The sequence below is a fragment of the Micromonospora globosa genome, assembly GCF_000717585.1.
Lineage (GTDB): Bacteria > Actinomycetota > Actinomycetes > Mycobacteriales > Micromonosporaceae > Micromonospora > Micromonospora aurantiaca.
The window spans coordinates 15,166-35,277 of record NZ_JNZR01000043.1 but is presented as its reverse complement, the minus strand read 5'-3'; the positions used below and the strand labels follow the sequence as shown (position 1 = coordinate 35,277).

Here is a 20,112-nt window from a genome sequence, read left to right as displayed (position 1 = left end):
GCACCCTTCCCTCCCCCCTCTCCCTTCCTCCCCCACCAGCCCACCGCCGGTTGATCAAGGAGTTTGCGTCCGCCCAGGACGCTATGGAGGACACAAACTCCTTGGTCACCGCACCAAGGGCGGGCGGAGGGAAGGGCAGCACGCAAACGCACCGGCGGGGGCGGGAGGCGGCGGTCAGGGCAGGGTGGGGAGGGTGCGGGAGTGGTGTTGGTGGGCGTCGTCCGTGACCACGGCGTGCTGCCAGGGGGACGGTAGGCGGTCCAGCCAGGCCAGGCCGGGGCCGCCCATCGCCACCGCCGCTGTCGCGTACGCGTCGGCCACGCCCAGATCCGGCCCCACCACAGTCACCGAGCGCAAACCCGTCGCCGGTACGCCCCGGCGCGGGTCGACCACGTGGTGGCCGCGCTCGTACACGCCCGAGGTGGCGACCGCCATGTCGGTGCCCGTCAGCACCAGACAGATCGCCGCCGCGTCCCACGGATGCCGCACCCCGATCCGCCACGGCTCACCGGCCGCGTCGTGGCCGCGTACGCGCACGTCGCCGCCCGCGTTCACGCAGTGGTTCGGCGCGCCCGCGGCCACCAGCCGGTCCGAGGCGACCTGCGCCGCCCAGCCCTTCACGTAGCCGGACGGGTCGAGGCGACCGGTCGCGTACGCGTCGAAGAACCCGTCGGTGGCGGTCCACAGGTCGGCGCAGGCGGCCAGCACGGCCCGCAGGTCGGCGGAGGCGTCGGCGGCCCGCGGCTCACCCCGGTCGATCCGGCACACCTCGCTGTCGTCGCGGTACGTGCTGAACCGCGCGTCCACCTCGCGCAGCCAGCCGAACGTGTCCTCGGCCAGTTCGTGCAGGGTCTCCGGGGGCAGGTCGTCGGCCAGGTCGAGGCTGATCGCCGTACCCATGATGTGTTCGACCCGGCGAAGGCCGCGCCGGGCGGACGGACCGGGACCGACGGCACCGGCATGAGCCGGCACGGTCACGCCTTGTCCAGCGCGGCCTGCAGCGACTGCTTGTACGCGGTGCTGGTGTAGGTGGCTCCGGACACGGTGCTCAGGTTGGCGCTCTGCCGGGCCACGACCTCGCCGGAGGTGCCGCTGTAGCGGGCCTGCACGTCGTCGCTGCGCTGCCCGGACTGCCCGCCCAGCGGCAGTCCGATCGCCGTGGCGTCGACGATCCGGCTTCCGCTGAGCGTGATCCGGACCTGGAGCGAGCCGTACTCGTAGGTGACCGACGGCCCGGTCACCGTGCGGGTGGTGGCCTTGGGCGCGCTGGTGGTGGTCCGCGGCGCGGCCGGTGTGGTGCGCGTGCGGGTGCCACCGCGGCTGGCCGCGCTGCGGTCGGCGGACGGCTTCGGGGTCGGCTTCGACGAGGCGCGCGGCGACGGGGTGACGCCGGGCGCGGAGCCGGTGGGCGAGGGCGGCTCGGGCGCGGCGGAGCCGCCCGGGGCGACCGGGGCCAGCGCGGCCGGTACGTCCGCTCCGGCCTGCCCGGCGCCCGGCGCGCCCTTGAGCACCACCAGTGCGGTGGTGCCGGCGGCCAGTCCGGTGATCGCGAGCAGCGCGCGACGCATGGGCGGTGCCTCTCCTACAGCTCGAACGCGGTCAGGTGGATCTGGCGGCGGGGCACGCCTGCCGCACGCAGCGCGGCGACCGCCTCGTCGACCAGACCGCCGGGGCCGCACAGGTAGACGTCGCGGCGGGTCAGGTCGGGCACGAGCCGGCGCAGGCCCTCGGGGTTCATCACCTGGCGGGGGCCGGGGTCGTCGCGGCGGCCGACGACGTACCAGACGGAGGTCTGCCGGGCATGCGCGAGCCAGTCCAGCTCCTGGTGCAGCAGCACGTCGGCGGGGGTACGCGCCCGGTAGATCAGCGCCGCGCCGGGCGGCAGCTCCTCCAGCATCGCCCGCAGCGGCGCGATGCCGCTGCCCCCGGCGATGAGCAGCGCCCGTTCCCGGGTGCGGTGCGCGGCGGTGAACGTACCGGAGGGGCCCTGCGCCCAGACCCGGGTGCCGGGCGTGAGGTCGCGCAGCTCGGCGGTGTACCCGCCGACGACCTTGACGGTGATCCGCAGCCACCTGTCGTTGGCGGCGGCGGAGACGGAGAACGGGTGCGACTGCCACCAGCAGCCGGGGTTGAGGAAGCGCCAGCGGAAGAACTGGCCGCCGAGCAGGTCGATCTGGTTGAGCCGTTGCCCGGTCAGGTAGACCGAGACGGTGTCCGGGCTCTCCGCCACCACGTCGGCGACGCGCAGCCGGTGCCGCAGGTTGAACACCAGCGGGGCGAGCATCCGGCCCCACACCAGCGCGGCCACGACCAGCAGGTACGCGGCGATCCAGCCGGTACGCACCGGACCGGGTTCGTAGAGCTGCGCGCCGTTGCTGAACTGGTGCGCGTACCCGAGCAGCAGCGTGAGGTAGCTGGCGGCGTGCAGCAGGTGCCACAGCTCGTACGGCAGGCGGCGGCGCACGGCGCGTACCGCGGTGAACGCGACAGCGACCAGGATGCCCGCGGCGACGAACGCGGAGACCATGTCCTCGTAGTCGGTCAGCAGCGCGCCGACCTCGCCGAGCACCGTCTTGCGTTCCTGGCGGGAGTAGCCGACCACCAGCAGCGACATGTGCGCGAGCACCGCCACCAGCAGCGTCGCGCCGAAGTCCCGGTGCAGCCGGGAGATCCGCTCGCCGCCGAGCGCGCGTTCCAGCACGCCGAGCCGGCTCATCATCAGCACCTGGACCAGCAGCAGGTAGCCGGCGAGCAGCCCGGTGATCCGGCCACCGGCGGTGAGCAGGTCGGCGGTGTCGGCGAGCGATCCGGCCGGGGTGTCCAGCCACCACGGCAGGACCGCGGCGACCAGGCCCAGCCAGAAGAGCGCGGCGAGCGCCCGCCGGCCGCCGGGTCCGCGACGCGGACGACCCGGGGGTACGGGGGCAGCCGGACGGCCGCCGTACGGGGCGGGATGCCCGGTACGACGGCCGGCGGCGCGGGTGTCCTGGTACGTCACGCGTAGATCTTGACCGGGGTGAACTTCTGCCGGGGGAAGACCTTGTCCACCTGGGCGGTGGTCAGGCCGAAGCGTCCCTGCGCGACCGATCCGTAGACGTTGAACATGTTGTTGTATTCCGGCACGTCGCCGCTGTCCAGCTTGTCCAGTCCGTTCCAGGTGCCGAGCAGCGAACCGGCCAGCTTGCGGCCGGACAGCACGGTGACCACACCGCCGTGCCCGTGGTCGGTGCCGCCGCCGTTCGAGCCGACCCGCCGGCCGAACTCGCTGGACACCATGATGGTCACGTCCGCCGACCGGTCGCCCAGGTCGGTGAAGAACGCGGCCATCGCGTTCGCCAGTTCGTTGAGCCGCCGCCAGAGCTGGCCGCCCTCGCGGGTGCCCTGGTTCTCGTGGGTGTCGTAGCCGCCCATGCCGACCGTCGCCACCCGCACGTTCGCGCCGCCCTTGATGAGCTGGGCGAGCTGCTTGAACGCGTTCCCGACGCCCTGGTACTCGACGCCCTCGGCGGCGGCGTACGGCTTGGCGGCGAGCTTCTGCGCGGTGGCCAGCGCGCCCATCCCCTCCTGCACCGCCTCCTCGACCGGGTGGTTGATGCCGGTGAACAGGCCGCGGATCGCCTTCTCGGTGGCCGCCCGGAACTTGTCGTCGCCGTTGAGCCGCAGGTCGCCGACGCTGTTGAGGGAGATCGCGCCGTTCACGCCGACCAGCGAGCGGGGCAGCGTGCTGCCGATGCCGACGCTGCGGAACGCGGTGCCCTTGCCGAGCGAGTCGACCAGGCTGTCCAGCCAGCCCCGGCCGCCGGTCTCGCCCGGCAGGCCGCCCAGGTTGCACGCGTCGGCGGCCTGGAAGTGGCTGCGCGACAGGCGCGGGTCGGACACGGCCGGCACGAAGCCGAGCTGCCCGGCCTTGAGCCACTTGTCCAGCGGCGCGAACGCGCTGGTCAGCTTGAACCCGCGGGCCAGCGCCAGCGAGTCGTCGCCGAGCAGCAGGTCGGGACGCGCCTTGGCGAGCACCGGGTCGTCGGCCGGTGCGACAAGGCTCAGCCCGTCCAGCCCGCCGTAGAGGAAGACGTGGATCAGCGTGCCGGTCTTGGTCGCGGCGAACGACGCCGAGGTGGTGACGAACTGCGCCGTCGCGAGCGCGGTAGCGGTCGCGGCGGCGCCGGCGACGAAGGTACGCCGGGTGACGCCCCGGCCGTCCTGCTGCGCCTCCTCGATCTCCTCCAGCCGGCGGTACCGGTCGGCCTCGGCCGCGTTCTCGGCCGCGACGATGTCCGCCTCCGCGCGCAGCAGCGCCTCGGCCGGGTTGTCGGCCAGCCGCCGCAGGTCGGGGCACTCGGGGTGCAGGGGGTACGGGTTCACGGTCATCTCCATCGAATGCCTCACCGGAGGTGGTGCTGGGGGGACGCGAGGATCGTCCGCGCGACAGCGGCGATGGCCCCGTTGAAGGTGGCGTCGACCTTGGCGCTCTCGGCTACACCGGCCACGGCGAGCACGAGCTTCTTCTCCTTGGCGCTGAGCTTCTGCTGCACCAGCCGCTGGGCCAGCGCGTCCACGTACGCCCCGGCGGTGGGCGGCGGCTTCGCGACCAGCTTCTCCGGCTTGACGAAAGTGAACTGCTTGCGCCAGCCGCCGATCAGGTCACCGGCCTCGTTCCAGCCGTCGATCATCGTCCCGGCCGAGGTCCAGGCCAGGTAGACGTCGGCGTAGCCGTCCGGGGTGGGCTTGCCCATCGGGTACTGGCCGAGTTCGCGCATCTTGTCCTGGATCTGCCGCAGGCCCTGCGCGAACGGGGTGCGCCGGTTGTCGCCGGTGAAGCCGGGGGCCGCGTCCGGCGAGACGCCGAGCACCCGGTACGTGGCGACCAGGTACTCCATCGGGCGGCGTACCTTCTGGCCGATCGCCGCCCAGAACTCCGAGGAGCTGAACAGCGTCGCCAGCACCGGCCGGATCTGTCCCTTGTTCGTGGTGTACGCCTTCGCGAGCCGGTCCACCACGGACTTCGGCGGGGTGTCGGAGACGAACCGGGTGGCGAGGTTCTGTGCCACGTACCGGGCGGTCGACGGGTGCATCGCGATGTAGCGGATGTACGAGTCGATGACCTTGTCGGCGGCCACCGGGTCGTCGGAGTTGTTGGCGTGGCTGAACCCGAGGATCTTCACCTTGCCGAGGTAGTGCCGCTCGGCGAAGAACTTGTACTTGCCGTCGGCGACACCCCGTCCGGTCTGGAGCAGCGCGGCCTGACGGACGTCCTTCTCGGTGTAGCCGCCGTCGACGCCGACCGAGTACAGCTCCAGGTTCTCCCGGGCCAGGTTCTCGTTGACCGCGTCCTTGCGCGAGTCGACCTGGTTCAGGTAGAGCAGCAGCGCCGGGTGCTTGTTCGCGGCGACGAGCATCTCCGGGTAGCTGCCCAGCGCGTGCTTGCGGATGACGTCCCGGTCGAACGCGTTGCGGTAGTTCTCCCCGCCGTCGAAGTCGGCGGCGACGTGCAGGAAGTCGTTCCAGAAGTCGACCATCACCTCGAACAGCTGCCGGTCCGACCAGATCTGCCGGGCGATGGTGGCGTCCACCGTCTCGCGGGCCGGGTCGACGCCCTTCTCGTTGAGCTGCTCGCGCTGGTCGCGCAGCTGCGTCGGGCTGAGCTTGAGCGACTGCAGCTCGGCCAGCTTCAGCTCGGCCTTCGTCGGGGCGATCTTCTCCGGTTCGAGCTGCTGGCGCAGCCAGTCGTCGATGCCGAGCCGCTTGATGTCGGCCATCACCTTCGGGGTGGCGGCGAACGTGGTGCGGGTGGCGAGGTGCCGGATCGGGTCCTTGGCGAGGACCGTCTTCACAGTCACCTTGGTCGCCTCGGCGGCGGCGGCCGGGCTGCCGTAGAGCCGGCCACCGGACGGCGCGTTGCGCTTGAGCGCCTCGCCGGCACGGGAGCCCATGTAGCTCTCGTTCTGCTCGGTGTAGGTCCGTACCGTGCTGGGCTGCTGGCCGCTGGGCCGGGCGGCGTTGCCGTCGGTGGTCACCGTACCGGTGGCGTCACCGGCCGGCGCGTCACTGAACAGGCCGCGCACCTGCGGGGACATGGCCAGGGCGGCGCCACCGGCGACCACCACGGCACCGCCGAGGGTGGCCAGCGCCCGGCGCCGGCCCCGCTTCGGGGCCTCGTCGCCGTCGTCGTCCAGGTCGGGCAGTCCACCGCCGGGCGGCGGGCCGTACCCGCCGCTGGGCTGGCCGTAGCCGCCGGACTGGGGGTAGCCGGCGGGGGCCGGCGCGGCGGGGGCGAAGCCGTTCGGCCCGACCCACTGCGGGCCCTGGGCGGGGTGGGCGCCGGGGTGCGGCGCATGCGGGTCGCGGTACCCGTCCGGATGGGGGTGCTGGTATCCGTCCCAGCCGCGGTCGTCCCGGGGTCGACGCGGTGGCACGTTCAGGTCGGCCATGTACCTATCCCGTTTTCTTCGAGCGCCGGCACGCCTGCCACCCGATGGGGGTCGGGGTGGCGCAGGGGCGGCGACGGTTGCCGGAGAAGTTGCCTACGGGAAAGTAGCCATGCCGTCCCGGCCGCTCAAGGCGCGCCGAACGCGCTCGTGAGCGCACTTAAGACGGTGCTCAGGCCCGCCGCGGAGGGCCCGCCGCGGCGGCGGGGGCGCGGCGGCGTCCGGAGCAGGGCCGACCCGGGCGCGCACCGCTCGGATGCGAGGTTTCGCACAGCGGCGACGCCGCCGGGGGCGTTCATTGCCTCACCGAAAATTAAGGTACGGATAAGCCTGCGCTGAGAACCTCGTTCCGCCTGTCCGGTCCGCCGAAACAGCAGCAGCGGCGGCGCGTGACCGGCCTCCGATCCGGGTATGCCGCCGAACCGCTGAAGCCGTGAGGGGAAGGGCACCGCCATGCTCAGCCAAGAGGATCAGCGCAGGTTCGAACAGATCACCCGTCATCTGCGGGAGAGTGATCCACGCTTCTTCGCCCGGTTGGACAGCCGGATCAAGGGCCGCCGGGGCCGGTACATGATGCTGTTGACGATCGTGCTGTGGGCGTCGCTGCCGGCGATGACAGTGCTCGTCGGACGGCTCGCCGGGGCGATCTGCGCGGTGGTGCTCGTCGCCAACGCCGCAGTGATGTGGCGCTTCCGCCGCCGCCTCCTTTAGGTGCAAGGAAGGGCCCCTTCTTAACGCTTCCGGTAGAGGAAGGGCCCCTTATTAACGCTCGCCTGCGGCCTCGCCGCGACCGAACTCCCTGGGGGACGCGGCTTCGCCGCGACCGAACTCCCGGTACGCCCGGCGCAGCCGCTCGGCCAGGCCCGGCCCACCGATCATGGCACCGGGTGAACCGAGCTGGCGCAACAGCAGCTCCGAGCCGGTGGCGAGCGTGGGCGGCCGGTCCGGCAGCGGCACCGGCGACAGCCAGAACCGGTCCGGTTCGGCTTCCGCCTCGACCGGCGGCAACCCGGCCAGGGCCCGCGCCGCGCCGACCATCGGCACACCGGTCGTCCCGGCTGGCTCCGGCACGGCGCCCGACTCCGGCCCGGCACCCGGGACCGGCCCCGCGCCCGCACCGCCGTTTCCGCCCGCGCCACCGGCTCCGCCCGCACCACCGGCCCCGCTCGCACCACCGACTCCGCCCGCACCACCGACTCCGCCGGCACCGCCGGTTCCACCTGAGCTGCCGGCGTCGGCGCCGCGCAGCGTACGCAGCCGGTCGAGCAGCTCGGCGCGGGACCGGCCGCGCCAGTGCAGCAGGTGGAACGGGTCGGCGTCGAACGCCTCGGCGAGCAGGTAGAACGTGGCCGCCAGGTGTTTGCACGGCACCGCGAAGTCGGGGCAGCCGCAGTTCTGGTCCAGCTCGTCGATCGCGGCCGGGAACAGCGGCGCGCCCGCCTCGGTGAACAGCTCCTCCAACTCGGCCGGCAGGTCACCGGCGAGCAGCCGGGCGCTGAAGAACGCCTGCCCGGCCAGCTCGGCCTCGATCCGCCGCCAGGTCTCCTCCGGGTACGCGGCCAGCCCGATTCGTACCGGGTAGGGACGCGGCCGGGAGCCCTGCACCTCGGCCGTGACCGTCCCCGGCGACACGTCCAGCCGGAGCACCTGCCCCCGGCGCGCGTACGCCCGGCCGCGGGTCAGCCGGGAGCCCAGCGCGAACGACTCCAGCACCTCCACGAACCGCCGCGACCACCAGGACTGCCCGATCGCGCCCCGGGTGCTGCGCGCCCGCAGGCCGCCCTCGACCCGCAGCGGTGGCCCGTAGTCCTCGAACCGGTCGGCCGGGCTCACTCGACCACCGCCCCGGACTCCAGGGTGAACAGGTCGCGCAGCGTCTCGGTGGACAGCTCGGTGACCCACTGCTCGCCGCTGCCCACCACCGACCGGGCCAGGCTGCGCTTGTCGGCGATCATCGCGGCCACCTTCTCCTCGACGGTGCCGGCGCAGACGAACTTGCGGACCTGGACGCGGCGGCGCTGTCCGATGCGGAACGCCCGGTCGGTGGCCTGGTCCTCGACGGCCGGGTTCCACCACCGGTCCACGTGCACCACGTGGTTGGCGGCGGTCAGGGTCAGCCCGGTACCTCCGGCCTTGAGCGACAGGACGAACAGCGGCGGCCCCTGCGGCGACTGGAACCGGGTCACCATGGCGTCCCGTTCGGCCTTGCCGACGCCGCCGTGCAACAGCAGCACCTCCCGGCCGGTACGCGCCGACAGGTGCCCGCGCAGCATGCCGCCGAACTCGGCGTACTGGGTGAACAGCAGCGCCTTCTCCCCCGCCGCCAGCACCTCGTCGACGATCTCGTCGAGGCGTTCCAGCTTGCCGGAGCGGCCGTCCAGCGTGGAGCCGTCGTGCAGGAGCTGGGCGGGATGGTTGCAGACCTGCTTGAGCCGGGTCATGGTGGCCAGCACCAGCCCGCGCCGTTCGATCCCGTCGCTGGACTCGATCTTCGCCATCATGTCGTCGACCACTGCGCGGTAGAGGGCGGCCTGCTCGGCGGTGAGGTTGCAGACCACCTCCATCTCCAGCTTCTCCGGCAGGTCGGTGATGATCGTCGGGTCGGTCTTGAGGCGGCGCAGCACGAACGGGCCGGTGATCCGGCGCAGCCGCTCGGCCACCTCGGCGTCGCCGTGCCGCTCGATCGGTTCGGCGAAGCGCTTGCGGAACGTCGCGGCCGGTCCGAGCAGCCCGGGATTCGCGAACTGCATGATCGACCAGAGGTCGGCGAGCCGGTTCTCCACCGGCGTACCGGTGACCGCGACCCGGTGCCGCGCGGGCAGCGACCGGACCGCCTCGGCCTGCCGGGTCGCGGCGTTCTTGATCGCCTGCGCCTCGTCCACCACCACCCGGTGCCAGTCGACGCCGGCCAGCTCGAACGCGTCCCGGGCGGCCACCGAGTACGTGGTGAGCACCAGGTCCGCCTCCTGCACGGCGGCGGCGAAGCCCTCGCCCCGGGCACGCTCGGCGCCGTGGTGCACGTGCACCCGCAGACCGGGCGCGAACTTCGCCGCCTCCCGCTGCCAGTTGCCGACGAGCGACATCGGGCAGACCAGCAGTGTCGGCCCGGCCTCCGGCGGGTCACCGGCGAGCAGCGCGAGCAGCTGCACGGTCTTGCCCAGGCCCATGTCGTCGGCGAGGATCCCGCCGAGCCCCAGCGACTGGAGGAACGCCAGCCAGGCCAGCCCGCGGCGCTGGTACGGCCGCAGCGTCCCGGCGAAGCCCGGCGGCGGGTCGGCCGGGGTGAGCCGCCGCTCCGCCTCACCGGCCAGCAGCTCGCCCAGTGCGCCGTCGGCGACCACGTCCAGCACCGGCAGCTCACCGGCCCGGTCGTCACCGGACAGTCCCATCCGCAGCAGGTCCGCCACCGTCAGCTCGCCCGAGGACCGCAGCAGCTTCAGCCCGGCCTCCAGCCGCTGCGGGTCCAGCTCCACCCACCGGCCGCGCAGCCGGATCAGCGGCGACTTCAGGTCGGCCAGCGACGCCAGTTCCTCGGCGGTCAGCGGCTGGTCGCCGAGCGCCAGTTCCCAGCGGTAGTCGACGAGCGCGTCGAGCCCCAGCTTCCCGGCGGTGGTGGCCACCGCGCCCGGCGCGGTACGGCTGCGTGCCCGCAGCCGCGCGCCCAGCCGGGACGAGGAGCGCCGCCACCACGACGGCAGCAGCACCCCGAACCCGGCCGCGTGCAGCACCGGGGCGCCCTCGCGCAGGAACCGGTGCGCGCCCTCGGCGTCCAGCTCCATGCCCTCGGGCGCGGCGGTGCGCAGCGCGGCGTCCACCTCGGGCCACAGCCGGCTGGCCCGGCCCAGCTCGGCCAACAGCGTCTCCTGCGGCTCCACGCCACGGGCGGCGAGCGCCGGCGCGGGCCGCTGCCAGATGTGCGCGGCGTCCACCACGAGGCCCGGCTCGTCGGCCGGGTGCAGGCCGAACTCGACCCGCCAGGCGGCGTCCTCGACCAGTTCGGCGACCGGGTCGACGGCCGGCTCGACGAGGCGGAACGTGGCCCGTACCGCGCCGCCCGCGGCGTCGCGCTGCCACGCGTCCAGTTCCTCGCACAGCGTGGCCAGCGCGGCCGGCTCGGCCGGGAAGGCGCGTTCCGGGCCGGTGAGCGCGGCCAGCCAGCGCGGCACCGCGCCGACCGGGCGCATCCCCCGGTGCAGCCGGGTGTCGGCCAGCGCCACCCGGGCGGCGGCGTCGACCAGCGCGTCCAGCGCCTCCGCGACCAGCTCACCCGCCCCGATGTCGCCGGCCCGCCCGGCCCACGCGTCGTCCGCCGGGCCGCCCGCCCCGCCGCGATCGCCCGCCCCGACCGGTGCCGCCGCGACGGCCACCGGCGCACCCCAGGGCTCGGGCCGCCATTCCCGGGCGGCGCGAGCCGCCGGTGGCAACGCCATCGCCAGGTCACGCGCCCAGGTCGCGTCGGTGCCGGTGAGCAGCGGCCGCCAGAGCGCCCACCCGGTCGCCACGTCGTCCGCCCCCACGGCCCGCAACCGCCGCCCGGACCCCGCGACGCCCGAGGCCGCCGGCACCCGCACCGCCGAGGTCCGCCGGCCGGTCGCGGCCGGTCCACCGTCGGGAACACCACCGGGGTACGTCTCCAGCACGCCCGGCAGCAGCCGCCCGCGTACGACCAGGTCGGCGGCGAAGCCGGCCAGCTCGCACAGGTGCCGCAGGCTCGCCCCGACCGGGCCCGGCATCGGGGCGCGCAGCAACGCGTACGCGTCGTCCGGGGCGTACCCCAGGGCGGGCGCCCGCCATCCGGCGCGGGTGACCGGGCCGCGGACCGGTTCCCCGACGGTGGCCCGGACCAGTTCCGGCGAGTCCAGCGGCGAGCCGGCCCGGGTCGGCAGGTCCAGCAGTACGGAGATCGGCTCGCCCGGGACGCCGAGCGCGGCGGCGAGCGTGGCGTGACCGGCGGCGAACGGGTGCGGGCGCTCGCGCGGGACGCGGCCGGGACGGCGGGGCGCGCGGGCCGGGAGTGTGCTGTCCTCGGCCCACAGGGCGAGACCGGCGCCGGGCAGCCACAACCCGTGGATGACCAGCACTGCTCCCCCTCGCCGACGCCGGGGCCGGAAGACGACGCCCGGGGAGTCAGGATAGGCCGCCGGGCGTCGCTATCGTCGGCGCCATGGTCGACCTTCTCGTGATCGGCGGGCTCGGCGTGGACGTCCGTGTCCAGGTGCCCGCCCTGCCACCGCCCGTCGCCGACTCGCTGCTGGTGCCGCCGATCGACATGCGGATCGGCAACACCGGCGCCGGGGTGGCCCTGGCCGCGCACGCGCTCGGCCTGCGGGTGGTGCTCGTCGACGTGCTGGGCGCCGACCCGGCCGGTGACGTGGTGCGGGCGGCGCTGGCGCGTACCTCGATCCGGACCACGCTCGCCGACGCGCCGGGCGGCACCCGCCGCTCGGTGAACCTGGTCGACCCGGACGGGCGGCGGATGTCGCTGCACGACCCGCGTCCCTGGTCGGGGGCGGCGCCGTTCGGCGAGGCGGAGCTTGCCTCCCTCGTCGCCGAGGCGGCCCACGTCCACCTGTCGATCATGGATTGGGCCCGGGACTCGCTGGCGGTGCTGCGCGCCGCCACGTCGGTCTCCACCGACCTGCACGACTGGGACGGCGAGAACGACTACCACCGCCCGTTCGCCCGGATCGCGGACCTGGTCTTCGTCAGCGACACGCGGCTCGGCGAGCGGGCCGCGGCGGAGGCGGCCCGGCTGGCGCCGCGCACGGTGCTGGTCACCGGCGGGGCGGCCGGCGCGACGCTGCACACGCCGGACGCCCCGCCGGCGCACGTGCCCGCCGCCACCCCGCCCGGGCCGGTGGTGGACACCAACGGCGCCGGGGACGCCTTCGCGGCCGGGGTGATCGCCGCCCGGCTGCGCGGCGCGGGCGTCCTCGGCGCGGCCCGGTACGCCGCCCGGGTGGCCGCCGCCGCCTGCACGCACGACGGGATGGAGTACCCGGACGGGCTGCTGCCCCGCGAGTGAACCCTCAGATCGCGCCGGTCTCGCCGTCGGTCAGCTCGCGCAAGATGTCGGCGTGCCCGGCGTGCCGGGCGGTCTCCTCGATCAGGTGCACCAGCACCCAGCGCAGCGACACCTCACCGAGCTGCGGGTGCGGCACCACGTGGTCGAGGTCGAACCGCGCGGCGACCCGGCGGGACCGGTCGCAGGCCGCCTCGTACGCGGTCGCGAGCGTCTCGACCGTCTCGCCGGGGCGCAGCGTGAAGCTGGCGTCGGCGTCGGCCCGGGAGTTCACGTAGACGTCGCCCGGCTCCGGGGCGAACAGGCAGCGGAACCAGTTCCGCTCGACCAGGGCCAGGTGCTTGAGCAGCCCGGCCAGGGTGGTCAGCGAGGGCACCAGACGCCGGGCGGCGTCGGCGTCGGTCAGGCCGCGCGCCTTGCGCAGCACGTTGGCACGATGGAAGTCGAGGAACGCGTCGAGGATCGCCCGTTCGTCGCCCGTGCGGGCGATGACCGGACCGAGTGCCGGATCGATCGTCGGGTGCGCCATCCCCGGACCCTAGTACGCGGTGTGTCCGGTTCGCTGCCCCGCGTGATCCCCTGCGCGGGCGGTCCGGCCGGGGCAGGATGGGCGCATGGCTTCCACGGTGCAGATCCCTCTGGTGGGCGGCGCGGCCGACGGCGAGACCGTCACCGTCGAGCTGGACGTCAACGGCCGCCCGCCGCTGACCCATCACCACCTCGGGTCGAAGGGCCTCGCGGAGGCGCAGATCTACGAGCTGGAGTCGGACCACCAGCCGGGCGGGGAGTGGGTCTACGCCTGGCGCGGCCCGGCGGTCTGACGGCCCGGCTCACACCGCCGGCGTCAGCGTGCGGGCCCGGATGCTGTCCAGCACGCTGCGGGTCACCTGGGAGGTGCCGCGCGCCTGCTCGCAGACCTCCGCCACCCGGCGCGCCGTCTCGTCGGCCCGCGCCGCCCGCTCGTCCCACAGCCGGTCCACCTCGGCCAGCAACGGACCCTCGACCTCCCGTTCCACGCCGCGCAGCGCCGGCACACCGAGCCGCTGGGCCAGGTCGAAGACCTTTCCGGCGTACGGCAGCGGCAGGAACGGCGTGCCCATCATGGCCGCGAAGATCAGGAAGTGCAGCCGCATGCCGACCGCGAGGTCGAAGTGGCGCATCAGGCCGAGGATCTGCGCCGGACGGTAGTCGCCGTGCAGGATCCGGCCCCGGTCGGCGGCGGTCATGTGCGACAGCACGCCGTGGGAGTGCCGGATGTCGTCGCGCTCCATCGGCACGAACAGCACGTACGCGTCGATCCGGTGCACCAGGAAGTCACCGATCTGGGCGAGCAGCCGGTGGTAGCCGTCCACGTCGAGCCGTTCGGCGGCCCGGCCCGGCTCGCGCACGCTGAGCCCGACCAGCCGGGAGCCGGCCGGTACGCCCTCCTCACGCAGCCACTGCTGGGGGAACTCCTCCGGTTCGAGCAGGAACGCGGGGTCGGCGGTCACGGTGATCGGGTTCACCAGGCCGGCCTCCTCCAGCACCATCCGCGACTCCTGGTCGCGGACCGTCACCTCGACGGCCTGCGCCAGCGTCTCGCGCACCATGCCGCTGTCCAGCGTGTCGGTGAGCGGGCCGACCCCGACCGCGTACGTGATCAGCGGCAGCCCCCGCTCCTGGGCGACCCGGACCACCCGCAGGTAGCGCCGGGCCTCCTTGTCGTAGAGGATCCCGCCGCCGCCGAGGATGAGCAGGTCGAGCTGGTTGAGCACCGGGGACGAGTCGACTCGGCTGACGCCCTCCCACGGCACCGCCTCGACCTCGGGGTGGGCCAGCGCGGTGTGCGCCGGGTTGCGGGAGAAGACGATGATCCGGGCATGGGGCTCGTGGCGGCGCAGATCGTCCAGCAGACCCGTGAGGATCGCCTCGTCGCCGAGGTTGCGACCGCCGTAGGAGCCGAGCACGCCGATGGTCAGTCCGGTGCGTTCCCTCATCCGTTGCTCCTTCCCAGGGGCGTCCGCGCCAGCGTTCCCGCTGGCCGCCCCGGGTTAACGCACGGCGAGGAGGCTCAATCGGCGGCGTCGCCGACCAGACGGGAGACCAGGTCCGAGACCACCTGATCGGTGTCGAACCCGGCGTCGATCGAGGTGGTGAGCAGGTCGAGCAGGAGCCCGTCGACCGCGTAGTGCAGCAGCGCCACCTCGTACGCCCCGCCCGGCAGTCCGGCCGCGGTGTGGTGGGCGACGTCGTCGGCGTACCCCCGGCGCAGCACGCCGCCGAGCGCGGCCCGCAGCTCCGGGCGGCGCGCGGCCTCCAGCCGCAGCTCGAACAGCGCCCGGGTGAGACCCGGCTCGCGGGTGGTGCGCGCGACGATGTCGCGCAGGTAGTCGGTCATCAGCGCGAGCGACGGCTCGCGGCGGCCGAGGTCGGCCAGCACGGCCGGGTCGGGCGCGATCCGGTCGAAGATCCGTTCGGCCAGGCCGGCGAGCAGCGCCGCGCGGGACGGGAAGTAGTTCGAGGTGGTGCCGGTGGGCACGCCCGCCTCGGCGTCGACCGCCCGGTGGGTCAGCCCCCGTGCGCCCGCGTCGGCGAGCACCCGCAGCCCGGCGTCGGCGAGCAGGGTACGGCGTTCCGGATTCCTGGCCACGCGAACACACTAGCAACAACCACGACAGGTGTTGTACATTCATCGCCGAACCACGACAGCCGTCGTGGATCACCTCGGACATCGGAGCCGGTTTGCGCAAGCTCGTCTACTTCGTCGCCAGCACCCTCGACGGCTTCATCGCCGCGCCCGACGGGACGTTCGACTTCCTCCCACTGACGCCCGACCTGGCGCCCCACCTGGTGGCCGAGTGGCCCCAGACGCTGCCCACCTTCGCCCACGCCCAGCTCGGCATCGACTCCCCGCCCACCGGCCGCTTCGACACGGTGCTGATGGGCCGCGGCAGCTACGAGCCGGGCCTGAAGCTCGGTGCCACCAGCCCGTACGCCCACCTGGAGCAGTACGTGTTCAGCCGCTCCCTGCCCCCGGCCGACTACCCCGACGTGCACGTCGTCGACGGCGATCCGGCGGCCCTCGTCCGCGAGCTGAAGACCCGCCCCGGGCGCGACATCTGGCTATGCGGCGGCGGGCAGCTCGCCGGTCAGCTCCTCGACGAGATCGACGAGCTGGTGGTCAAGCTCAACCCGGTGGTCGTCGGCAGCGGCATCAAGCTCGTCGACAGCGGCTTCGACCCGCGACGGCTCACACTCACCTCGGCGCGCCCGTTCGACGCCGGCGTGGTCGTCCTGCACTACACGCGCAACGGTTAACCCGGTTGCCCCGGCGGCGGGCGGCACGCACCGTGGGACCGTGACGAAGATTCGGCTGCACTGGCACGAACTGCCCGGCCACGTACGCGACGGCGTCGAGGCCGTCCTCGGCGACCGGGTGGTGGCGGCGCTGTCGCAGCCGGGCGGCTTCTCCCCCGGCACCGCCGACCGCGTCCGTACCGCAGGCGGTGGCCGGGCCTTCGTCAAGGCGGTCAGCCCGGCGCAGAACGACCGCAGTCCCGACCTGCACCGCGCCGAGGCCCGGATCGCCGCCGCCCTGCCGCCGGACACGCCCGCGCCCCGGCTGCTCGGCAGCTACGACGACGGCGACTGGATCGCGCTCGTCTTCACCGACGTGGAGGGCCGGCACCCGGTCACCCCGTGGCGGGCCGACGAGCTGACCGCCGTGCTGTCCACACTGGAGACCATGGCCGCCGCGCTCACCCCGGCACCCGCCGTCGCGACCACACCCACCGCCGCCGAACGGCTCGCCCACGACTTCGGCGGGTGGCGGCGCCTCGCCGCCGACCCGCCGGCCGACCTCGACCCGTGGGCCCGGTCCCACCTGCCCGAACTGTGCGCCGCCGCCGACCGGGGACTGGCCGCGCTCGACGGCGGCACGCTCTGCCACGTCGACGTGCGCGCCGACAACCTGCTGCTCGGCCCGGACGGGTCGGTCACCGTCGTCGACTGGCCGTGGGCCTGCCGCGGGCCGGCCTGGCTGGACACGTTGCTCACCGTCGTCAACGTGCAGGTGTACGGCGGACACGACCCCGACGCGCTGCTGGCCGCCCAGGCATTGACCGCAGGTGCCGACCCGGCCGACCTGACCGGAGTGCTCGCGGGGTTCACCGGGTTCTTCCTCGACGGCGCCCGCCAGCCACCCCCACCCGGCATCCCGACCGTACGGGCGTTCCAGCGCCTCCAGGGCGAAGCACTGCTCCCCTGGCTCACCCACCGCCTGAAGACCTGACCCGCCCTCGCGCCCCCGCCCAGGCGCACCCCGGCGGCCGTCCTCCGCGGCCGCTCGCGTCGCCGAGCGCCCACCTCCGCCGATCTTGGAGTTATGGCGCCCCGGATATCCTTTTTGCGCGCCTTATGAGGTGCCACAACTTCAAGATCGCCGAGGCGCGGACGCGCGGCGGCGCGGACGGCGCGGCCTCAGCTGGAAGCGGGGACGCGCAGGGGGTCGGCGAACAAGGGTGAGAAGCCCAGTTCGGCGGCACCGATCAAGGTCGCGTCGTAGCCGAGCGCGGACACGCGCAGGCGGGCCTTGTCGCGGGAGATGGGCAGCACGTTGGCGGCGATCCGGCTGCGGACGTGGCCGGCGCAGACCGGGAAGACCTCGCTGAGCGTGCCTCCGAAGATCACCACGCCGGGGTTGAACAGGTTGATCACGTTCGCCACGCCGATGCCCAGCCAGTCACCGATGTGCCGCAGCGCGTCCTGCGCGGCCGGTTCTCCGCGCACGGCGGCGGCGACCACGGCGCGTACCGCCTCCCGCCCCTTCTCCTGCGCGGGGCGGCCCGCCACGTCGAGCAGCGCCCGCTCACCGACCTCGGCCTCCAGGCACCCGCGCGAGCCGCAGCCACAGGGCCGCCCCTGGTACGGGTTCACGAGCATGTGCCCGACCTCGGAGGCGTACCCGCCGTCGCCGTCGAGCAGTTCCCCGCCCACGATGATCCCGCCGCCCACACCCACGTCGCCGTGCAGGTAGACCAGGTTCTGCACACCGACGCCGGCACCACGTTGATGCTCGGCCAGCGCCCCGAGGTGCGCCTCGTTGCCGACCATGACGGGCAGGCCCAGGTCCAGCCGCCGGGCCAGCTCGGCACCGAACGCCTGGTCGACCCACCCCATGTCCGGTCCGAAGCGGACCATCCCGTCGCCCGGCCGGATCATGCCGCAGTAGGAGGCGCCCACGCCGACGCAGACCGACCCGGGTGGCGCGGCGTGGTGCAGCGCCCGCCCGAAGTCGGCGAGCACCGAGACCACGGAGTCGAGGTCGGCCCCGGCCCGTGGCCGTTCCGCCTCCAGCCGCGCCGACACCACACCCCCGAGCCCGACGCGGGCGGCCACGAGCCGGTCCACAGCGATGTCGAAGGCGATGACGTAGACGGTGTCGGACGCGGGACGCACCACACGGGAGGGACGCCCGGCCCGTCCGCTGCCGCCCGCCGTCACCTCGCGCACCAGGCCGGCCGCCGCCAGTTCCGCTGTGAGCGCCATGACCGTGCTGCGGTTGACGCCCATCCACTCGGCCAGCTCGACGCGCGTGACCGGGCCGGTCAGGTGGACGCGCCGCAGCAGCGCGCCGAGGTTGAGCCGGCGGCTGTCCCCCTGCGCGTGCCGGTCCGCTGCCAGACCTTTCAGCATCGACCACTCCGTCGGATGGCGACTGGCTTGTGGCCCGAGGATAGTTCCCGCACATCGACGGGTGCCAGCGCCCGCCGCGGGGACGGCCGCCTCAACCATCGGGGGCCCGACCGGCGTTCATTGCGGTGAGGGGGTGGGCATGTCGGAGTCGTTCCGGGAGTTCGTGGTGCAGCGGTCACCCGCGTTGTCGCGGACCGCGTACCTGCTGACCGGCGATCACCAGCTCGCCGAGGATCTGTTGCAGAGCGCGCTGGCGCGCACCTACCGCCATTGGCGGCGGATCCGTGAGGGGGATCCGGAGGCGTACGTGCGCCGGGTCATGTACCACCAGCAGGTCTCCTGGTGGCGCCGTCGGCGGGTGGCCGAACGGCTGGACGCGACGCCGGCCGAGCGCGGCGGCGGCGACCACACCGACGACACGGCGCTGCGGCTGAGCGTGGTGGCGGCACTGCGGCGGCTCACCGCGCGGCAGCGGGCCGTGGTGGTGCTGCGGTACTACGAGGACCTGACCGAGGCGCAGGTGGCCGAGGTGCTCGGCTGCTCGGTGGGCACCGTGAAGCGGCACGGGCACGACGCCGTACGCCGTCTCCGGGATCTGGTCCCCGACCTGCTGGAGCGGACGCCGGAGAGGAGCGAGCGGTGAGCGTACGGCTGCGGGAGGCGTTGCGGGAGGCGGCGGCCGAGGTGCCCGCGTACCCGGTGCACGACCGGGCGGTGCGGACCGCGCGGCGCACGCGGTGGCGGGCCGCCGCGGCGGTCACTGCGGTGCTGGCGCTGGTGGCGGCCGTGCCGCTGACGGTACGCGGGGACGGCCGGACCGCGCCGGCGGGCTCGGACGGGGCGGCGCTGCCGGACCGGCTCGGGCTGCCGCCGTTCGGCGCGTTGCGGGCCACCGACCGGCCCGCGCTCGGCCCGGCGTCGGTGGTGTTCAGCGGGCAGGCGCGCGGGCTGACCGGCCTGTTCGACGAGAACGGCACAGTCGGCATCGTCGGGGCGGACGCGGACCGGTACCGGACGTGGACGGTGGGCTTCGAGGTGCCGGCCGGGGAGGGGGTGCTGCTCTCCCCGGACGGGCGGTTCCTCGCGGTGCCGAACGGGTCGCCCACCAGCCCCGGCGTGGACGTGATCGACCTGGCGGGCGGCACGGTCCGGCGGCTGCCCAGCCCTCGGCCGGGCAGTGCGGGGACGGCACCGGCCGGGTGGGCGCCGGACGGGTCCGCGCTGGTGGTCGTGGACACCACGCAGGCGAATCCGGAGGGCAGCTCGTACGTCAATACGCTCAGCCTGGTGCGGCTGGACACCGGCCGGGCGGTCCGGCTGCTGGAGACCACGCAGGTGCCGGGATTCGGCTCGCCGGTGGCGTTCGCCGCCGACGGGTCGCGGCTGGCCTTCCAGGTCGGCACGAAGGTGCTCGTGAGCAGCCCGGACGGGCGGCAGCTCTCCTCGTTCCCGCTGCCGCCCGACACCGCGTTGGCCGGCAAGGGGGCCTGGCTGCCGGACGGCTCGCTGGCGCTGGTCGGGCACGAGGTGGCCGCCGACCGGTGGCGGCTGCGCCGGGTCGACACCGACGGCCGGGAGCTGCCCGCGCCCCCGCTGGCCGCCGTCTCGGGCGTGACGGCGATCCGGCTGCTCGGCTGGCTGCCGGACGGGACCGCGTGGGTGGTCGCGTACCGGCCGGAGCCGAGCGCGCCGAGCTGGTACGCCGACGGGCTGGAAATGGACCAGCGGACCGCGTACGGCAACGTGCGGTCGATCCGGGTCCTGGGCCTGACGCCTGGCGCCGCCGCTCCGGTCACGGTGCTCACCGCGCCGGACCAGGTGCTCGCCGTCGACGTGGCGGACTCGGTGGTGCACGCCGGCCGGGTCCGCGAGGCCGATCCGCCGTCGGGCCCCGGCGGCCGGGTGTGGTGGGGGGCGGGCCTGGTGGCGCTGGCGCTCGTCGGCCTGGCGGCGTACCGGCGGCTGCGCCGCGGGTATCGGTGACGCGGGTGG

At 74.4% G+C, this 20,112-nt stretch carries 18 protein-coding genes; 7 read left to right on the top strand and 11 right to left on the bottom strand.

The window, feature by feature from the left end:
- Window positions 1-174 precede the first annotated feature (174 nt).
- From IF06_RS0129280 to IF06_RS0129260, 5 genes are all read right to left on the bottom strand, one after another.
- A complete protein-coding gene (locus tag IF06_RS0129280; RefSeq protein WP_030274899.1) occupies window positions 175-900 on the bottom strand; it encodes an FAD:protein FMN transferase in 726 nt (241 codons plus the stop codon).
- A gap of 74 nt (window positions 901-974) precedes the next feature.
- On the bottom strand, window positions 975-1,568 hold the full coding sequence (locus tag IF06_RS0129275; RefSeq protein WP_013287793.1) for an FMN-binding protein: 594 nt from the start codon (window positions 1,566-1,568) through the stop codon (window positions 975-977).
- Between the two features lie 14 nt (window positions 1,569-1,582).
- On the bottom strand, window positions 1,583-2,998 hold the full coding sequence (locus IF06_RS0129270; RefSeq protein ID WP_030274897.1) for a ferric reductase-like transmembrane domain-containing protein: 1,416 nt from the start codon (window positions 2,996-2,998) through the stop codon (window positions 1,583-1,585).
- A complete protein-coding gene (locus IF06_RS0129265) occupies window positions 2,995-4,368 on the bottom strand; it encodes a DUF1501 domain-containing protein (RefSeq protein ID WP_232236793.1) in 1,374 nt (457 codons plus the stop codon). The genes IF06_RS0129270 and IF06_RS0129265 overlap by 4 nt, the downstream gene beginning before the upstream one ends.
- 14 nt (window positions 4,369-4,382) lie before the next feature.
- Window positions 4,383-6,428: a DUF1800 domain-containing protein gene (locus tag IF06_RS0129260; RefSeq protein WP_030274893.1), complete on the bottom strand. Its 2,046-nt coding sequence runs from the start codon at window positions 6,426-6,428 to the stop codon at window positions 4,383-4,385.
- A 450-nt stretch (window positions 6,429-6,878) separates the two neighbouring features.
- On the opposite strand from IF06_RS0129260, the gene IF06_RS0129255 reads away from it, so the two are divergent.
- Complete coding sequence (locus IF06_RS0129255; RefSeq protein ID WP_018787065.1) at window positions 6,879-7,136, top strand: DUF3040 domain-containing protein; 258 nt, start codon at window positions 6,879-6,881, stop codon at window positions 7,134-7,136.
- A 51-nt stretch (window positions 7,137-7,187) separates the two neighbouring features.
- On the opposite strand, the gene IF06_RS0129250 is transcribed toward IF06_RS0129255, so the two are convergent.
- Entirely contained in the window at window positions 7,188-8,258 is a 1,071-nt protein-coding gene (locus IF06_RS0129250) for an SWIM zinc finger family protein (RefSeq protein WP_030274890.1), read from the bottom strand.
- On the bottom strand, window positions 8,255-11,506 hold the full coding sequence (locus tag IF06_RS0129245) for a DEAD/DEAH box helicase (RefSeq protein ID WP_030274887.1): 3,252 nt from the start codon (window positions 11,504-11,506) through the stop codon (window positions 8,255-8,257). Before IF06_RS0129245 ends, IF06_RS0129250 begins: the two co-directional genes overlap by 4 nt.
- Window positions 11,507-11,589: 83 nt before the next feature.
- On the opposite strand from IF06_RS0129245, the gene IF06_RS0129240 reads away from it, so the two are divergent.
- Window positions 11,590-12,450, top strand: coding sequence for a carbohydrate kinase family protein (locus IF06_RS0129240; protein WP_030274885.1), 861 nt, complete (start codon window positions 11,590-11,592; stop codon window positions 12,448-12,450).
- A gap of 4 nt (window positions 12,451-12,454) precedes the next feature.
- On the opposite strand, the gene IF06_RS0129235 is transcribed toward IF06_RS0129240, so the two are convergent.
- Window positions 12,455-12,976 (bottom strand): DinB family protein, encoded by a 522-nt coding sequence (locus tag IF06_RS0129235; protein ID WP_030274883.1) that lies wholly within the window; start codon window positions 12,974-12,976, stop codon window positions 12,455-12,457.
- A gap of 85 nt (window positions 12,977-13,061) precedes the next feature.
- On the opposite strand from IF06_RS0129235, the gene IF06_RS0129230 reads away from it, so the two are divergent.
- Window positions 13,062-13,268: a hypothetical protein gene (locus IF06_RS0129230; RefSeq protein WP_030274881.1), complete on the top strand. Its 207-nt coding sequence runs from the start codon at window positions 13,062-13,064 to the stop codon at window positions 13,266-13,268.
- Window positions 13,269-13,277: 9 nt separating this feature from the next.
- Here the strand turns inward: IF06_RS0129230 and IF06_RS0129225 are convergent, their stop codons facing one another.
- Both IF06_RS0129225 and IF06_RS0129220 read right to left on the bottom strand, forming a co-directional pair.
- Complete coding sequence (locus IF06_RS0129225; protein ID WP_013475648.1) at window positions 13,278-14,423, bottom strand: polysaccharide pyruvyl transferase family protein; 1,146 nt, start codon at window positions 14,421-14,423, stop codon at window positions 13,278-13,280.
- A gap of 74 nt (window positions 14,424-14,497) precedes the next feature.
- Window positions 14,498-15,076, bottom strand: a complete 579-nt coding sequence (locus IF06_RS0129220) for a TetR/AcrR family transcriptional regulator (protein WP_030274878.1) — start codon at window positions 15,074-15,076, stop codon at window positions 14,498-14,500.
- Window positions 15,077-15,168: 92 nt separating this feature from the next.
- On the opposite strand from IF06_RS0129220, the gene IF06_RS0129215 reads away from it, so the two are divergent.
- Together IF06_RS0129215 and IF06_RS0129210 are read left to right on the top strand one after the other, a co-directional pair.
- A complete protein-coding gene (locus IF06_RS0129215; RefSeq protein WP_030274877.1) occupies window positions 15,169-15,744 on the top strand; it encodes a dihydrofolate reductase family protein in 576 nt (191 codons plus the stop codon).
- A gap of 40 nt (window positions 15,745-15,784) precedes the next feature.
- Complete coding sequence (locus IF06_RS0129210) at window positions 15,785-16,717, top strand: phosphotransferase family protein (RefSeq protein ID WP_030274875.1); 933 nt, start codon at window positions 15,785-15,787, stop codon at window positions 16,715-16,717.
- Between the two features lie 188 nt (window positions 16,718-16,905).
- Here IF06_RS0129210 and IF06_RS0129205 read toward each other — a convergent pair whose 3' ends face one another.
- Window positions 16,906-18,120: an ROK family transcriptional regulator gene (locus IF06_RS0129205; protein ID WP_030274873.1), complete on the bottom strand. Its 1,215-nt coding sequence runs from the start codon at window positions 18,118-18,120 to the stop codon at window positions 16,906-16,908.
- A 139-nt stretch (window positions 18,121-18,259) separates the two neighbouring features.
- Here IF06_RS0129205 and IF06_RS0129200 point away from each other — a divergent pair, with 139 nt between their 5' ends.
- A complete protein-coding gene (locus IF06_RS0129200) occupies window positions 18,260-18,763 on the top strand; it encodes a SigE family RNA polymerase sigma factor (protein ID WP_030274872.1) in 504 nt (167 codons plus the stop codon).
- Entirely contained in the window at window positions 18,760-20,103 is a 1,344-nt protein-coding gene (locus IF06_RS0129195) for a hypothetical protein (RefSeq protein ID WP_030274870.1), read from the top strand. Before IF06_RS0129200 ends, IF06_RS0129195 begins: the two co-directional genes overlap by 4 nt.
- The last annotated feature ends 9 nt before the right edge of the window (window positions 20,104-20,112 follow it).

Excerpts from the sequence above, each read along its gene's own strand:
- IF06_RS0129255 (WP_018787065.1), top strand. The coding sequence starts at position 6,879 with ATGCTCAGCCAAGAGGATCAGCGCAGGTTCGAACAGATCACCCGTCAT.
- IF06_RS0129240 (WP_030274885.1), top strand. The coding sequence starts at position 11,590 with ATGGTCGACCTTCTCGTGATCGGCGGGCTCGGCGTGGACGTCCGTGTC.
- IF06_RS0129275 (WP_013287793.1), bottom strand. The coding sequence starts at position 1,568 with ATGCGTCGCGCGCTGCTCGCGATCACCGGACTGGCCGCCGGCACCACC.
- IF06_RS0129230 (WP_030274881.1), top strand. The coding sequence starts at position 13,062 with ATGGCTTCCACGGTGCAGATCCCTCTGGTGGGCGGCGCGGCCGACGGC.
- IF06_RS0129235 (WP_030274883.1), bottom strand. The coding sequence starts at position 12,976 with ATGGCGCACCCGACGATCGATCCGGCACTCGGTCCGGTCATCGCCCGC.
- IF06_RS0129200 (WP_030274872.1), top strand. The coding sequence starts at position 18,260 with ATGTCGGAGTCGTTCCGGGAGTTCGTGGTGCAGCGGTCACCCGCGTTG.
- IF06_RS0129260 (WP_030274893.1), bottom strand. The coding sequence starts at position 6,428 with ATGGCCGACCTGAACGTGCCACCGCGTCGACCCCGGGACGACCGCGGC.
- IF06_RS0129265 (WP_232236793.1), bottom strand. The coding sequence starts at position 4,368 with ATGACCGTGAACCCGTACCCCCTGCACCCCGAGTGCCCCGACCTGCGG.
- IF06_RS0129280 (WP_030274899.1), bottom strand. The coding sequence starts at position 900 with ATGGGTACGGCGATCAGCCTCGACCTGGCCGACGACCTGCCCCCGGAG.
- IF06_RS0129205 (WP_030274873.1), bottom strand. The coding sequence starts at position 18,120 with ATGCTGAAAGGTCTGGCAGCGGACCGGCACGCGCAGGGGGACAGCCGC.
- IF06_RS0129225 (WP_013475648.1), bottom strand. The coding sequence starts at position 14,423 with ATGAGGGAACGCACCGGACTGACCATCGGCGTGCTCGGCTCCTACGGC.